General features: G+C 66.2%; 14 protein-coding genes. 5 read left to right on the top strand and 9 right to left on the bottom strand.

The window, feature by feature from the left end; all coding sequences use genetic code 11:
• Nucleotides 1-152: 152 nt before the first annotated feature.
• The 6 genes from ACQR2C_RS32050 to ACQR2C_RS32025 form a co-directional block, all read right to left on the bottom strand.
• On the bottom strand, nt 153-650 hold the full coding sequence (locus tag ACQR2C_RS32050; protein ID WP_316177402.1) for a TPM domain-containing protein: 498 nt from the start codon (nt 648-650) through the stop codon (nt 153-155).
• A gap of 17 nt (nt 651-667) precedes the next feature.
• Nucleotides 668-1,564 (bottom strand): TPM domain-containing protein, encoded by an 897-nt coding sequence (locus ACQR2C_RS32045; protein WP_434882932.1) that lies wholly within the window; start codon nt 1,562-1,564, stop codon nt 668-670.
• A 15-nt stretch (nt 1,565-1,579) separates the two neighbouring features.
• Nucleotides 1,580-2,191, bottom strand: coding sequence for a LemA family protein (locus ACQR2C_RS32040; protein WP_315804832.1), 612 nt, complete (start codon nt 2,189-2,191; stop codon nt 1,580-1,582).
• Nucleotides 2,192-2,479: 288 nt separating this feature from the next.
• On the bottom strand, nt 2,480-3,493 hold the full coding sequence (locus ACQR2C_RS32035; protein ID WP_434882931.1) for an ABC transporter substrate-binding protein: 1,014 nt from the start codon (nt 3,491-3,493) through the stop codon (nt 2,480-2,482).
• A 40-nt stretch (nt 3,494-3,533) separates the two neighbouring features.
• Nucleotides 3,534-4,400: an ABC transporter permease gene (locus tag ACQR2C_RS32030; protein ID WP_434846173.1), complete on the bottom strand. Its 867-nt coding sequence runs from the start codon at nt 4,398-4,400 to the stop codon at nt 3,534-3,536.
• 16 nt (nt 4,401-4,416) lie between these two features.
• Nucleotides 4,417-5,196 carry an ABC transporter ATP-binding protein gene (locus tag ACQR2C_RS32025; protein WP_315796993.1) on the bottom strand — a complete coding sequence of 260 codons (780 nt, stop codon included), beginning with the start codon at nt 5,194-5,196 and terminating at the stop codon, nt 4,417-4,419.
• Nucleotides 5,197-5,314: 118 nt separating this feature from the next.
• Between ACQR2C_RS32025 and ACQR2C_RS32020 the strand changes: the two genes are divergently transcribed.
• The 4 genes from ACQR2C_RS32020 (at nt 5,315) to ACQR2C_RS32005 (ending at nt 9,673) form a co-directional block, all read left to right on the top strand.
• Nucleotides 5,315-5,980 carry a response regulator transcription factor gene (locus ACQR2C_RS32020; RefSeq protein WP_315713962.1) on the top strand — a complete coding sequence of 222 codons (666 nt, stop codon included), beginning with the start codon at nt 5,315-5,317 and terminating at the stop codon, nt 5,978-5,980.
• On the top strand, nt 5,955-7,334 hold the full coding sequence (locus ACQR2C_RS32015) for a sensor histidine kinase (RefSeq protein WP_434882930.1): 1,380 nt from the start codon (nt 5,955-5,957) through the stop codon (nt 7,332-7,334). The genes ACQR2C_RS32020 and ACQR2C_RS32015 overlap by 26 nt, the downstream gene beginning before the upstream one ends.
• Before the next feature lie 72 nt (nt 7,335-7,406).
• Complete coding sequence (locus tag ACQR2C_RS32010) at nt 7,407-8,579, top strand: tetratricopeptide repeat protein (RefSeq protein WP_315804827.1); 1,173 nt, start codon at nt 7,407-7,409, stop codon at nt 8,577-8,579.
• A gap of 8 nt (nt 8,580-8,587) precedes the next feature.
• Nucleotides 8,588-9,673: a tetratricopeptide repeat protein gene (locus tag ACQR2C_RS32005; protein ID WP_434882929.1), complete on the top strand. Its 1,086-nt coding sequence runs from the start codon at nt 8,588-8,590 to the stop codon at nt 9,671-9,673.
• Nucleotides 9,674-9,759: 86 nt separating this feature from the next.
• Here ACQR2C_RS32005 and ACQR2C_RS32000 read toward each other — a convergent pair whose 3' ends face one another.
• The 3 genes from ACQR2C_RS32000 to ACQR2C_RS31990 all read right to left on the bottom strand — a co-directional run bounded on the left by ACQR2C_RS32000 (nt 9,760) and on the right by ACQR2C_RS31990 (nt 13,535).
• On the bottom strand, nt 9,760-12,093 hold the full coding sequence (locus tag ACQR2C_RS32000; RefSeq protein ID WP_434882928.1) for a xanthine dehydrogenase family protein molybdopterin-binding subunit: 2,334 nt from the start codon (nt 12,091-12,093) through the stop codon (nt 9,760-9,762).
• A gap of 215 nt (nt 12,094-12,308) precedes the next feature.
• Entirely contained in the window at nt 12,309-13,184 is an 876-nt protein-coding gene (locus ACQR2C_RS31995; RefSeq protein ID WP_315804824.1) for a dihydrodipicolinate synthase family protein, read from the bottom strand.
• A 183-nt stretch (nt 13,185-13,367) separates the two neighbouring features.
• Nucleotides 13,368-13,535 (bottom strand): hypothetical protein, encoded by a 168-nt coding sequence (locus tag ACQR2C_RS31990; RefSeq protein WP_434882927.1) that lies wholly within the window; start codon nt 13,533-13,535, stop codon nt 13,368-13,370.
• Between the two features lie 129 nt (nt 13,536-13,664).
• On the opposite strand from ACQR2C_RS31990, the gene ACQR2C_RS31985 reads away from it, so the two are divergent.
• A complete protein-coding gene (locus ACQR2C_RS31985) occupies nt 13,665-14,729 on the top strand; it encodes a DnaJ domain-containing protein (protein ID WP_434882926.1) in 1,065 nt (354 codons plus the stop codon).
• The last annotated feature ends 71 nt before the right edge of the window (nt 14,730-14,800 follow it).

Below are 14,800 nucleotides of genomic sequence, written 5' to 3'. Positions count from 1 at the left end.
AATTTTGAGGTGTCAACCATGTCTCCGAACACCTGTCAGCCATGTCCCCGGGCTGAACACTGCGCTCGCAATGACGGGGCAAGAGGGGGCGCGCTCACATCCAGCTAGGATGAGCGCGACCGGCGAAGTGAGTGCGACTGGTACGATCAGCGCTACAGCACCACTGGCGCGTCGGGCAGCTCGTTCGTCTCTCCCGCATGCGGCGGAAAGTACCTGGCGAGCTCGCGCGACACGGCCGCGATGCCCTGCATCACGCCCTGCTCGAAGCGTCCGGCGCGGAACTCAGCCTCCATCGCGCGGCAGATCGTCTCCCAGCCCTCGGCGCCGACGCGGTGATGAATGCCGCGGTCGGCGATGATCTCGACGTCGCGATCAGCCAAGAGCAGGTAGATCAGGACGCCGTTGTTGTGCGCGGTGTCCCAGATGCGCAATTGCGAGAACACGTCGAGCGCGCGCTCGCGCGGCGGCTGGTCGCGCCACAGCGGCCGGCCGTCGAGCGCGCCCTCGACGACGAAGCGGAGCTGGCCGGCATGGGTGCGCTCGCCGTCCTTGATCGCCTGCTCGATGCGGGCCAGCACAGCCGGCGTGAAGATGCGCCTGAGCTGCCAGTGATGCTGCAGGAGATGCCGGCCGATCCGCCTGATGCCCATGGTCGCGCGCCCCGTCCTCACCAGCTGCCCGAGGCGCCGCCGCCGCCAAAACTGCCGCCGCCACCGGAGAAGCTGCCGCTGTCGCTCGAGCTGCCGCTGCTCCAGCCTGATGACGACGAGCCGCTCGACCAGCCGCCGCGGCGGCCGCTGCCCGGCGTCATCGCGCCGAAGGCGGCGGCAACGAAGGCGATGACGAAGCCGGCGATCGCCGACAGCGCCGCCAGCCCAACCGATCCCACCATCAGCCAGGCGAGCACGCCCATGGCGCCACCGGTCGCGAGCGAGCCGATCAGCCGGCCGAGCAGCGTCCGCAGAAAGCCGCCGATCACCAGTGCGCCGAACAGCGCCACCGGCGCGAACGAGCTGATGGAATCGAAATCCAAATCGTCGCCATGCGAGGCCTGCGGCTGCGGCACCGGCAGGGTCTCGCCGTTGATGACGCCGATGATACGGTCGATGCCGGCATCGATACCGCCGGCAAAATCGCCGGTACGGAATTTCGGCGTGATGACCTCGTCGATGATGCGGCGTGCGGTGACGTCGGTGAGGCTGCCTTCGAGGCCGTAGCCGACCTCGATGCGCAGCTTGCGGTCGTTCTTGGCGATCACCAGCAGCGCGCCGTCGTCGACCTTCCTGCGCCCGATCTTCCAGACCTCGGCGACACGGAGCGAGAACTGCTCGATGGTCTCCGGCTGCGTCGTCGGCACGATCAGCACCGCGACCTGGCTGCCCTTGCGGGTTTCCAGGTCCTTCAGCTTCTGCGTGAGGCCCGCGATGTCCGAGGAGGACAGCGTGCCGGTCTGGTCGACGACGCGGCCGGTGAGCTGCGGCACCGCGACGTCCGCCAGCACGATCGTCGCGAGGCAGACGAACAGCGTCGCAAGCAGCGCCTTGAGGACCGGCAGCGCGCGCACGATTCCCTGCTCCGGCTATTTCGACGGCGCAGGCGACGGCGCGTTGAAGTCGACCTTCGGCGCCACCGAGATCTCGCGCTCGTTCTCGACGGTGAAGTTGGCCTTCTCCTTGTAGCCGAACACCATCGCGGTCAGATTGTTCGGGAAGGTGCGGATGCCGACGTTATACTCCTGCACCGCCTTGATGTAGCGGTTGCGCGCCACCGTGATGCGGTTCTCGGTGCCTTCGAGCTGGGACATCAGGTCGCGGAACAGCGCGTCCGATTTGAGCTGCGGGTAATTCTCGGTCACGACCAGCAGCCGCGACAGCGCGGAGGTCAGCTCGCTCTGCGCCGCCTGGAACTTCTGCAGCGCCGCGGGATCGTTGACGACGTCGGGCGTGGCCTGGACGCTGCCGACCTTGGCGCGGGCGTTGGTAACGCCGAGCAGCACGTCCTTCTCCTGCTGGGCAAAGCCCTTCACGCTGTTGACCAGGTTGGGCACGAGGTCGGCACGGCGCTGATACTGGTTGACCACCTCCGACCAGGCCGCCTTGACCTGCTCGTCATTGGTCTGGATGGCGTTGTAGCCGCAATTGGTCAGGCTCAGCGTCATCAGCGCCGCCAGCACGGTCAGCAATCTCCGCATCGCGCGTCCCCCTCTTCATCCGGTTGTACCGCCTTCACACAGCACAGCTTTGGCGACGGCGCAATGACGGCAGCCGGCCGCCGGACATGGGTCGCGGCGGCCGGTGGGTCGGTTCAGGGAAGTTCCGGGGCTCAGGCAGCGTTGGAGGACATACCCTCCGCCGTCATTGCGAGCGCGAGCGAAGCAATCCAGAGTCCCGCCCACCACCCTGGATTGCTTCGCTGCGCTCGCAATGACGGGCGGAGGCAGTTGAGACGCAATCTTGCAACCGACTCGCCGAACTCCCGCTCAACTGCCCTTGCGGTCGCGCAGCTGGGTCACGAACATGTCCTGCCAGCTCGCGGGCTTGACCTTGATCGAGCCGACGCCGTGCATGAACTCGGCGATCTTCAGCACGCCCTCGGGCGTCGCGGAGAACCAGGTGTCCTTGTCCTGCAGCATCTCCAGCACGTCCTCCTTGGTGGTCTTCACCTTGGCGGTGCGGGCGTAGATCTCGGCCGCGGCAGCCTTGTCGTTGGCGATCAGCGTGCAGGCCTCGTCGAGCGCGTCGAGGAACGCCTGCACGACCTTGGGATTGGCGTCGACGAAGCGCTTGGGCGCGAACACCACGTCCATCGTCATCCGTCCGAGCACGTCGGCGGAATTGGCAACGCGGCGGATCTTCGAATCCTTCAGCTCGATGTAGGAGAACGGCGGGGAGGTGAAATGCGCCGTGATCTCGGTCTTGCCCGAGGTGAGCGCCGCCAGCGCCTCCGGATGCGGCAGGCCGACGGTCATCGGATCGAGCTTGGCGTAGTTCTCCTTGCCGAACTCCTGCGCTGCCATCATCTGCAGCATGACCGCCGACAGCGAGGTCTTGATGCCCGGCAGGGCGATCTTGTCGCTCGGCTTGAAATCCTTCAGCGACTTGATCTCGGGATTGTTGGTGTTCATCCACAGCGAGGTGGAGCTGAGGCCGCTGACGCCGACCACCTCCACCGCCGGAATGCCCTTGGCCTTGGCCCACAGCGTGATGAAGCCGGGCGCGCCGGTGCCGGCGATGTCGAGCGAGCCGGCCATCATGGCGTCGTTGATGATGTTGCCGCCGTCGAGCATCTGCCAGTTCACCTTGAACGGGCCGAGCCCGGCCTTCTCCGCCTGCTTCTCCATCAGCTTCTGATCCTCCATCACGATCAGCGGCAGATAGAGGATGCCGTAGCCCTTGGAGAGCCTGATCTCCTTGACCTCGGCCTGCGCGGCGTTGGCGCCGAGCAGCGCGGCGAGGCCAAGCGCGGCGGCCGTGAATGATTTGCTCCAGGACATGGTCGTCTCCTTCCTTGTTGTTGTGCTTATAACTCGAAATTCAGTGCTGCATGCCCCAGCGCCGCACCGTCTTGCGCTCGATGGTGGCGAACACGACGTTCTCGACGACGAGGCCGATGAAGATCACGGTGAACAGCCCGGCGAACACGTTCGCCGTCTCCAGCTGGTTGCGGTTCTCGAAGATGAACCAGCCGAGCCCGCCCGAGCCGGAGGACACGCCGAACACCAGCTCGGCCGCGATCAGGGTGCGCCAGGCGAAGGCCCAGCCGACCTTCAGGCCGGTGAGGATGGCCGGAAAGGCCGCGGGGATCAGGATGAAGCGCACCAGCTTCAGCCCGCGCAGGCCGTAGTTCAGGCCGACCATGCGCAAGGTGTTCGACACCGAGCGGAAGCCGGAATGGGTGTTGAGCGCGATCGCCCACAGCACCGAATGCACCAGCACGAAGATGATACTGCCCTTGCCGAGGCCGAACCAGATCAGCGCCAGCGGCAGCAATGCGATCGCCGGCAGCGGGTTGAACATCGAGGTCAGCGCCTCCAGCATGTCGGCGCCGATCCGCGAGCCGATCGCGATCGTGGTCAGCACGGCCGCCAGCGCGATGCCGATGCCGTAGCCGATCAGCAGCGTCTCCAGCGACACCAGGGTGCGCGCAGGGATGATACCGTTGCCGATGTTCTCGAAGAAGGCTGAGAGCGTGTCGGTGAAGGTCGGAAACAACAGGGGATTGCCGAGCCACAGGCCATAGGCCTGCCACAGCGCGGCGAGCGCCACCAGGATGATGGCCTTGCGGACCGCACCGATGCGGTAGATGCGTTCCAGCCAGGACAGGCTCGCCTCGACCTTGACGTCACCGAGGGGCGTGTCTGCATTGACGATTTCGGGGCGCAGCGCCAGCGTCTCGCTCATGGATGCTCTCCTCGTCTCAGTGATGGCCGAACAGCATGTCGTTGATGCGCCCTTCGAGCGCGACCTGCTCGGGCGAACCCATCGTACCCGGCGGCACGCTGTTGAGCTCGGCGCGGACGCGGCCGGGATGCGGCGACAGCAGCAGGATGCGGGAGCCGATCTTGATCGCCTCCTCGATCGAATGCGTCACGAACAACACGGTGAAGCGGGTGTCCTGCCAGAGCTGCAAGAGCTCGTCCTGCATCTTGCGCCGGGTCAGCGCGTCCAAGGCGGCGAACGGCTCGTCCATCAAGAGCACGTCGGGCTCCATCGCCATGCCCCTGGCGATCGCGACACGCTGCTTCATGCCGCCGGAGAGCATGTGCGGATAGGAGTCGATGAACTTGGTGAGACCGACCTTGTCGATATAGGACTTCGCCCGCTCGTTGGCCTCGGCCGTGCCGAGCCGGCCGCTGGCGGTCAGCGCGAATACGACGTTCTCGCGCACGGTCTTCCACGGCAGCAGCTGGTCGAATTCCTGGAATACCATCATGCGGTCCGGGCCGGGCTCGCTGACGTCGTGGCCCTTGAGCCGGATGCGGCCCTCGGTCGGCTTCAGGTAGCCGCCGATCGCCTTGAGAAGCGTGGATTTGCCGCAGCCGGAGGGGCCGAGCAGCACGAAGCGGTCGGAGTCGAAGACCTTGAAATCGACGCGGTAGGTCGCCGTGACCAGGGTGTCCGGCGTCTTGTACTGGAGCGTCACGCCCTCGACCGAGAGCAGCGGCTCGAACTGAGACGGCGATTGATGGACGGTCATCGTCCTCCCTCCTCTATATTGCAGTGCGAAATTTCGCCTGGTGCACTTCGGCGCCCTTATTCGAAGTGATAGAGGAGGAGACTGACGCGAACCTGACTCCGGGACTGAGACGAAGACCTTGCGCATCCTGCTGGTGGAAGACACGCCTGAGATCGGCGCCGCCGTGACCAGCCGGTTCGAGCGGATCGGCTACGCCGTCGACTGGGAGAAGGACGGCCGCACCGCGAGCGAGCTGATCGAGGTGCAGACCTATGACCTCATCGTGCTCGACGTGATGCTGCCGAACATGGACGGCTTTGCCGTGCTCAAGCACCTGCGCAAGCGCGGCCTGCGCACGCCGGTGCTGGTGCTGACCGCGCGCTCGGCGGTCGACGACCGGATCGGCGCGCTCGATCTCGGCGCCGATGACTACCTGATCAAGCCGTTCGACTATCGCGAGCTCGAAGCGCGCGCCCGTGCGCTGCTCCGGCGTGCGGCTGGCCAGTCCGACAATCTGCTGACCCTCGGGCCGCTGGTGATCGACCGCGCCGGGCGCACCGCCAGCGTCGCCGGCCAACCGCTGGACCTGACGCGGCGCGAGCTGACCGTGCTGGAAATCCTCGCCGCACGCCCCGGACGCTACGTCGCCAAGGAGGAGCTGGTCGAGCAGCTCTTCAGCTTCGACCAGGACCCGAGCCCGAACGCGGTCGAGCAGTTCGTCGCACGTCTCAGGCGCAAGCTGGCGGCGACGTCAGTCGAAATCAAGACCGAGCGCGGCCTTGGCTATCAGCTCCACGCTTCGTGACCTCAGGACCTCGCTGCGCGCGCGGCTCTTGATCGCGATCGGCGCGATCCTGGCCGTGGGCGCCGTCGTGCTCAGCCTCGCCGCTTGGCAATATGCCGCGACCGCCGCGCGCGACGCCTATGACAAGCTGCTCGCGGGCGGCGCCGTGCAGATCGCCGAGAACATCTACATGCAGGGCGGCGTCGTGACGCTGGATCCGCCGGCGGCAGCGTTCGCGACATTGTCGGCCTATGACCTCGTGTTCTATCGCGTCACCGACCCGCGCGGCGTCGTCATCGCCGGCTATGACGACCTCGCCGTCACCGTGCCCGCCAGGGCGCTGCGCGAGGGCGTGGTGCTGCGCGACGGTGTCTATCGCGACCAGGCCGTGCGCATCGCCGCGGTGGCGCGCAAGCTCGACGGCGCGCCCGGCGATGGCTGGAGCCAGATCGTGCTGGCGCAGACCCTGCGCGCCCGCGACGCGCTGACCTGGGATCTTGCCTCGAAGGCGATCGGCCTGATCGCGGCGATGAGCCTGCTGGCGCTGGTCGCGACCGCGCTCTGCCTGCGGCTGGTGTTCGCGCCGCTGACGCGGATCGAGGCCGAGATCGTCAAGCGGCGTCCCGATGATCTCAGCCCGATCGCGATCACGCCGCCGCGCGAGGTGCGCGCGCTGGTCGGCGCCATCGACGGCTTCATGCAGCGCCTCGCCGAGCGCATCGCGCTGATGCAGCGCTTCATCGCCGACGCCACCCACCAGCTGCGCACGCCGCTCGCGGCCATCGACGCCGAGGTCGAGCTGCTGAGCGATCAGACCAAGGACCCGAAGGCGCTCGACCGGCTGCGCGGCCGCATTGCCGACCTCGCCCGTCTCACCAGCCAGTTGCTCGATCACGCCATGATCCAGCACCGCGCCCAGGCGCCGCGCTTCGCGGCGACCGATATCAATGCGCTGGCGAAATCGGTGCTGTCGCAAAGCGTGCCGCTGACGCTGGATCGGGAGGTCTCGGTCAGCTTCGTGGCGTCGGAGGAGAACGCGGTGGTCGCCGCCGACGCCATCAGCCTGCGCGAGGCGCTTGCCAACCTCATCCACAACGCGCTGGCGCATGGCGCGCGGACGCGGCTGATGGTGAGGGTGGAGAAGGCGGCGGCGGGTGTCGCGATCGTCGTCTGGGATGATGGGCCGGGGATCGCCGAGGAGGCGCAGACCGGACTGCTGGCGCCGTTTCAGAAGGGCGACGGCTCGCATGGATCGGGGCTTGGGCTTGCGATCGCCAAGGACGTCGCGGAGGCCCACGGCGGAAACCTGCGGTTTGCGGGCAGCGCGGGCGACTTCAGCGTGATCCTGGAACTACCACCCCAGCCCCATGGCTAAACCTTTAGTTGTTTCATTACACGCCCGTTCTGAAATCAACGGTATGTCGTTCCCAGCATCAGGGGAACCACCATGGTACGGCTTGCCGTTCTAGGAATTGTTGCAGCGGCCAGTCTCTCATGCACCGCACCGGCAACCGCCGCGGATCAGGACGGCGAATGCGCGAAGTCCCTGCTCAGGACCTCCCCCGAGATCGTCATTGCGGCCTGCTCCCGAATCCTTGCCGAGCCCAACACATCCTCGGCCGAGCGTGGCCGCGCCCTCTCGGTTCGAGGCTCGGGCTACTATCACACGAAGCGGTGGGACTTTGCAGCGAAGGATTACGATGCCGCCATCGCGCTGATGCCGACCGATGAAGAACTGCTGCTGTCCCGCGCGACGACGGCGTCCCGTCTCGGCGATCTCACACTGAGCCACTCACTCATCGAGAAGGTCCTGACGCTCAATCCGTCCAATCCGAATGCGATCTGGCGCGTCGGCGCCTCCTATGCAGACGCCGGCGACGACCGCTCCGCGATCCGCTATTATGACATGGCCTTGGCGATCGCGCCGAGAAACCAGTATGCGCTGCTGCTCAGCAGCGACAGTCATCAGCGTTTGCGCCGCTTCGACGAAGCGCTGAAGACCGCTGACGCGCTGGTTGCGCTCGGTCCCGACGAGATCAATCTGCAGCCCTATTTCGACGGCTATGGTAACCGGCTCGACTTCTACATCGTCGCTCTGAAGAACCGCGCGCGCATTTACTGGACAGTCGGCCAGTTTGACCGTGCAGAGCAGGACTTGAACGCTGCCGTAACCTATCGACGGATTCCCCTGTCGCTCACGGCACGGGGCCACTTGCTCACCTACAGACCCGGACGAGAGCAGGAGGCGTTTGCCGACCTGCAGGAAGCCAAATCGCTCGGGTCCGAGCAATATGAGACCTTCTTCGACCTCGGGCTCATCCACGCCAAGCGTCAGCAATTCCGCGAGGCGATCGCCGAATTCGATCGTGCCGCGGCGATTGATCCGCCATCCGGCGAGGCGTTCCGCATGCGTGCACTGATGCATCGGGAACTCGACGAGACCGATCTCGCGTTCGACGACATGGTGCTGGCCGTGAGCATCGAAGAGTCGGTGCTCAAGCGGACCGTTCTGGCGCTGCGCACCGCCGGCTATTGGCGCTCGAACCAGGCGCCTGACGAACTGACGCCCGACTTCAAGGACGCGATCCGCGCCTGCATGCTCGACAAGCTCTGCAAGTGAGTCCTCCGATGACATCCCTCATTCGCTCCGCCATCCCGCTCATCCTGATCGCCGGGCTGCTGGGCACGCCCTCTCTCGCCGAAGACATGCTTGGAACGGCGGGCCCGATCCGCTCCTTCGGCTTCGGAACATGCAAGCTGCCCTATCCGGCGAGAGCCCGCGGCGAATGTGATCCGCCGGAAGTTTCAGCAACACTGCCGGCGGATGTCCGTTCGCAGCAGCGCGTCGTTCGCGCGCGTCAGCTCACCGAGATCGCCAGGCTGCCGCAGGCGATCGCCGAGCTTGATACCGCCATTACCGAGCAGCCCGGCAACGTGCCGGCGCTGCTGCTCCGCGCCCGCCTAAGGATACCCGCCCAGCTGACCGAGGCCACGCGCGACGTGAAGGCGGCGCTGCAGGCCGCCCCTGAGAATGCCGACGCGCTGGCGACCATGGCCTTCATCCTCATCGGTCAGGACGATCAGGCCGCGCTTCAGTTGGCCACCGACGCCCTCGTCCGCAACCCGCCATCGGTCGATGCGCTCTGGATCCGGGCCATCCTTGCAAACCGAAGCGGCCGGCCGGAGCAGTCGGAGGCGGATCTCGATCGGGCCATCGCAATCGAGCCCGACGATCGGCGAAGCCGCATGACACGCGCCGAGATCAGGCTGCAGACCGGCAAGGCGGCTGGCGCCAAGGAGGATCTCGATGCGATCCTCGCGGCGGGGTCTGATCTCCAGGCGCTGCAGATGCGGGCGACGATACTGGCCGGGCTGGGAGACGACAGCGCAGCGCTTGCCGACCTGAACAAGGTTCTCGGTCCGCCCGGACAGCGGGTGCTTCCCGGCCCGGCCCGACCCGACCTCGTCAACATGTTCGTGCAGCGCGCCTTGATCCTCACCCGCACCGGACGAGAGCCGGATGCCAGGCAGGACCTCGAAACCATCGTCGCGCTGGGCGGCAATCGCGCGATCCTGCAGATGCAGGTCTACCTGCGGGGTCATGGCTTTCCGGACCTCGCTCTGAACGGCAAACGGTCCGACCAGCTCGACGACGCGCTGCGCGCCTGCTTCATCAACAGTGCATGTGGCCGCGGCATCGCCATCCGCGGGTAGCATCTCGTCTGCGGTGGCCTGACCGCCGCATCCTCAATGCCGGCAAGCGGCAGACGGATGCGGCGGTCTGAGAAGTGAAGTTATGCTTACGCCGCCGCCTTCTTGGCCTTCGCATCCCGGATCGCCGCCCATACCTTCTCAGGCGTCAGCGGGGTCTGCAGATTGGTGATGCCCAGCTCGAACAGTGCGTCCATCACGCCATTGGTGACGCAGGGCGGGCCGCCGATGGCGCCGGATTCGCCGCAGCCCTTGGCGCCCAGCGGGTTGGTCTTGCAGGGCGCGGAATCATCGAGCGTGACGACGATCGGCGGCACGTCGTCGGCGCGCGGAATGCAGTAGTCCTGATAGGTCGCGGTCAGGAGCTGGCCATCGGCATCGTAGGCGACGTTCTCGTACAGCGCCTGGCCGATGCCCTGGGCGACGCCGCCATGGATCTGGCCGGCCACCAGCATCGGATTGACGGCAACGCCGACGTCGTCGACGGTGGTGTAGCGCACGACACGGCTGATGCCGGTCTCCGGATCGATCTCGACCTCGCAGATATGGGTGCCGTTCGGCCAGCTCGGACCATCGACCTCGCCCTCGCTGTCGACCGACAGCTTGGCGCCCTGCTCCTTCTGCGCGATCTCGAACAGGCTGATGCGGCGGTCGGTGCCGACGACGGTGAGGACGCCGTCGCGATACTCGATGTCCTCGACCGCGGTCTCCAAGAGGTTCGACGCCTTCTCGCGCGCCTTGCTGATGAGATCGTTGGAGGACACCGCCACCGCGGTGCCGCCGACGAACAGCGAGCGCGAGCCGACGCTGCCGAAGCCGGTGGCGAGATCGGTGTCGCCCTGCACCACGTCGATCTTGTCGAGCGGGATGCCGAGCGTGTCGGAGATCATCTGGGTGTAGGTGGTCTGCAATCCCTGCCCCATCGCCATGGTGCCGGAGTGCAGGATGACGCGGCCCTCGGAGGTCGCGTGCAGCGACACCTTCTCGGTGTGGGCGCGGCCGCCGGTCCATTCGATGTAGGAGGTGAGGCCGCGGCCGTAGAGCATGCCGCGCTTCTTCGCTTCGCGCTTGCGCGCATTGAAGCCGTCCCAGTCCGCAAGCTTGGACGCGCGCTCCAGCATGTGGGCGAAGGCGCCGGAATCATAGACCTGGCCGACGGCGTTGGTGTAGGGCAGTTGCGCCGGCTTGATGTAGTTGGCCTTGCGGATCGCGCGCGGATCGATCCCGATCTGGCGCGCGGCCGTGTCGAACAGGCGCTCCACGATGAACACCGCCTCGGGACGCCCGGCGCCGCGATAGGCACCGACCGGTGCGGTATGCGTCATCACGGTCTTCACCTCGAAATGCACCAGCGGCAGGTCATAGACACCGGTCTGCACGAACGGCCCGAGCACCAGTGGAATGATGTTGGCCGCACCCGATGAATAGGCGCCGGTGGCGCCGATCGAGCGCACGCGATAGGCCAGCACCTTGCCCTTGGCGTCCAAAGCGAACTCGGCGGTCGAGGTGAGGTCGCGGCCATGCGTGCCGCCGACGAACTCGTCGGTGCGCTCGGCGCGCCAGCGGATCTTCTTGCCGAGCTTGGTCGCGGCATAGGCGACGATGCCGTCCTCAGGATAGAGGTTGGTCTTCTGGCCGAAGCCGCCGCCGATGTCGCCGACCAGCACGCGCACACTTTCCTTCGGCCGCTTCAGCACGGCTTCCGCCAGCACGTCACGGGTCGAGGCCGGCGTCTGCGACTGCACGTACAGCAGCAGCCGGCCGGTCTTCTTCTCGATCTCGGCAATGGTCGAGCGCGGCTCCATCGCCGAGGGCACCAGGCGCTGGCTGGCAATGTCGAGCGACACCTTGTGCGCGGCGCTGGAGAAGGCCTCTTCCACCTTGGCGGCATCGCCATAGCTCATCGCGGCAACGATATTGTCCGGCGCCTCGGCCCAGACGACGGGCGCACCCGGCTCGAGCGCCTTCACCGGATCGGTCACCGCCGGCAGCACCTCGTAGTCGACGGCGATCGCTTCCGCCGCTTCCTGCGCGATCGTGCGCGACGCCGCGACCACGGCCGCGACCGCCTCGCCGGTGAAGCGGACGACCTCATGGGCGAGCAGGCGGCGCGGCGGCACCGTCATCGGCTTGCCGTCGGGACGCTTGAAGATCGCCAATGTCGGAATGGTGCCGACATCGTCGGCGACGAGGTCCGCACCGGTGTAGATCGCCTGCACGCCCGCGATCTCGCGGGCGGCGGCGGTGTCGATCGACAGGATCCTGGCATGCGCATGCGGGGAGCGCAGCACGTAGAGCCACAGCGCGCCGTCCTCCGCCTTGTCGTCGATGAACTGCCCCTTCCCGGTCAGCAGCCGCTGGTCCTCCAGACGCTTGACGGGCTGCCCCGCACCAAACCGCATATTGTTGGGAAGAATGTTCATTCGGGAATCCTTGGTCAGTTCAATGTAATTGCATGGGGTTTTAGCGGATCGATGTTCCGCTGGCCAAGCCATGATTGTGCTGGTGCGTCATACCGCACTGTCATGCCCGGGCTTGGCCCGCCTGCGCAGCCGAAACGCTTCGGCCCAGCGAAGGCCCGGGCATCCACAGTCCCGTCTCCGTTTGGGATGGATGGCCGGGTCAAGCCAGACCAGCGTCACGCCAGGCTGCGCAGCACCTCTTCGACGACCTTGCGCTGCTCGGGCGAGAGCGGGGCCTGCGGCGGCACGGGATCGCCGACGTCGTACCCCTGGATCGACAGGCCGGCCTTGATGCAGGCCGCGAGGTTAAAGCGGGCGAAGGCCTCGTTGACGCGCCACAGCTTCTTCTGCAGCAGCATCGCATCGTCCCAGCGCGACGCCCTGCAGAGATTGTAGAGTTCGACGCTCTGGCGCGGAATGATGCAAGCCGGCCCGGCCATCCAGCCCTTGCCGCCGATCAGCATCACCGCCGCCGGAATGTGCGAGGACGCCGCGAACACCTTGATGGCGTCGCTGCAGCGATTGATGATCGACAACAGCCGGCCGGTGTTGGTGGACGCGTCCTTGATGTAGTTGATGCGCGGATGCTCGGCGAGATCAGCGATGACGTCGAGCGACAGGTCGGAGCGCTGGAACTGGGGATTGGTGTAGATGACGACGGGAATGTCGACGGCATCGGCAATCGCCCGGAAATACGCCTTGATACCGGCGTCGTTGACCGGGAAGTAGGCTTCGAGCACGGCCAGGATGCCGGTTGCGCCGCGCTTCTGGTAAGCCTTGGCCTGCGCCACCGCGTCAGCGATCGCAGTCGAGGCCACGCCTGCGATCACGGGAACGCGGCCCTGGGCGGCCTCGATGGTTGTCTCCACGACGGTCATGCGCTGCGCGCGGTCGAGATAGGCGAACTCGCCGGTCGAGCCGAGCGGCGTCAGGCCGTGCACGCCGGCATGGATGAGATCATCGCACAGCCGGCCCAGCACCTCCGTCCGGATCGTGCCATCCGCGCCGATCGGCGAGGCCAGGTAGGGGAAGACACCATGAAATTCAGTCATGCGGCGGGTATAGCGGCCGGGCCGCCGCCTCCGCAAGCACGCGCATGATCGCGGGCAGCCCCCTCGGCACTGAGTGCTTCCAGCGACGCGTCCGTCCGGGCGGAACCTGGCTCGCGCGGGCGGGTGCAACGGTGTCACACTGCTGCAGCAATCGCATGTTGTCGCTCACAACTGACCTGCCGATCAGTTCGCGTTAAACCCAGCTTCAAACTTCTTCTTCACCATGGAGGAAGGTCCGGCGGCAGAGGCGATGAGAAAGCAGCGATTCAATCTGCGATTGCGCGCACCATGACGAGGAAAGGCGAACGCGGTGGCGTCAAACACGGCAAAAATGGCTACGAACTTCGCCATTTTCAGTCATTTTTCCGCCGGATTGACCAACCATCATGCCAAGCGGAAACAGTTAGTACGAGTGCTCCAGCGTAAATTCGCCGTAGGAATTTCGATCGGAGACGAGGGAAGCCTGCAGCGAGAACGGCGATGAAGACGCTTTACGATTTACTCGGAGCTCTTCCGGACGATGACGCTGACGATATCCGGGCGGCCTTCCGCAAAGCGGTCAAAGAGAGCCACCCCGACGTCAATCCCGGCGATCCGGACGCCGCGCTGCGGTTTCGACAGATCATCCGCGCCAACGACATTCTCGGCGACAAGGAGCAGCGCACGGCCTATGACCGGCTGCTCGGCGCCGCGCAGGACGAGCATCGGCAGGATTCCAAGCTCGCGGTCGTCGCCAGGGTTCACACGGTCGCGTCCGGCGTGATGGCGCTGGCCGGGGCGTCCGCCTTGGCGCTGACGGGCTACCTGCTGTTCACGCACATGTCCTCGGCGTCCGTCGCGCCGCTCGAGCCGATCGTGGTTGCCACCAACAAGGTGAAGCCGAACGAGGTTCCCGCCAAGCCGATCGATGGCCCCACCGATGCGGCGACGGCCGTCGACGCGGCCGCAGGCAACGAGGCGGCTGCCGGCACAACGGTCGGAAACGCATCGGGCAGCAACAACGCGGCGTCCACCGAGCCACTGCCGCTGCGGGCCAGCAAGGTCGACGTGGTCTATTCGGCCGAGCAGGATCGCGCGCCCTGTGCGGCAGGCGCCACCGCACCATGCGGAGCAGATGCCATGCTCGCCGGGGGTACGGTCTCGAACGAGGCCCAGGCCCATCACGATCGTGGCATGGCCGCGTTCCAGAAAGGCGATTTCGCGGCGGCGCTGGCCGATCTCGACGCGGCGATCCAGCTCGATCCCCGCTACCATGAGGCCTATATCGACCGCGGCATCGTGTTCTATCGCATGCGCAAATTCGACCGCGCCTTTGCCGACGTCGCGGCCGCAAAGCGCATCGAGAAGACGAACCGCGCCGTGCTCGACGCGATGGCGAAGCGTCAGCCGCTGCGGCCGCTGAAGCTCGATCCGCCCAAATCCGACATCAAGGCGGAAACGCCGAGGGCAGAATCGCCGAAAGTGGCGGCGGCGGCGCCGATGCCCTCGCGGATGTCGACGGCGACGCCGGTCTATCCAACCAGCGACCCCAGCCGCGCCCCCTGAGCGATTGACGAAGATTTAAGGTAACTCCGAACCTTCGTCGCGCGAATCGTTCGCGCCCATCAACTGTTAGG

The sequence above is a fragment of the Bradyrhizobium sp. HKCCYLRH3061 genome (assembly GCF_051168015.1).
Classification (GTDB): Bacteria; Pseudomonadota; Alphaproteobacteria; order Rhizobiales; family Xanthobacteraceae; genus Bradyrhizobium.
The sequence above is the reverse complement of the archived record's forward strand: the minus strand, read 5'-3'. Positions and strand labels throughout refer to the sequence as shown.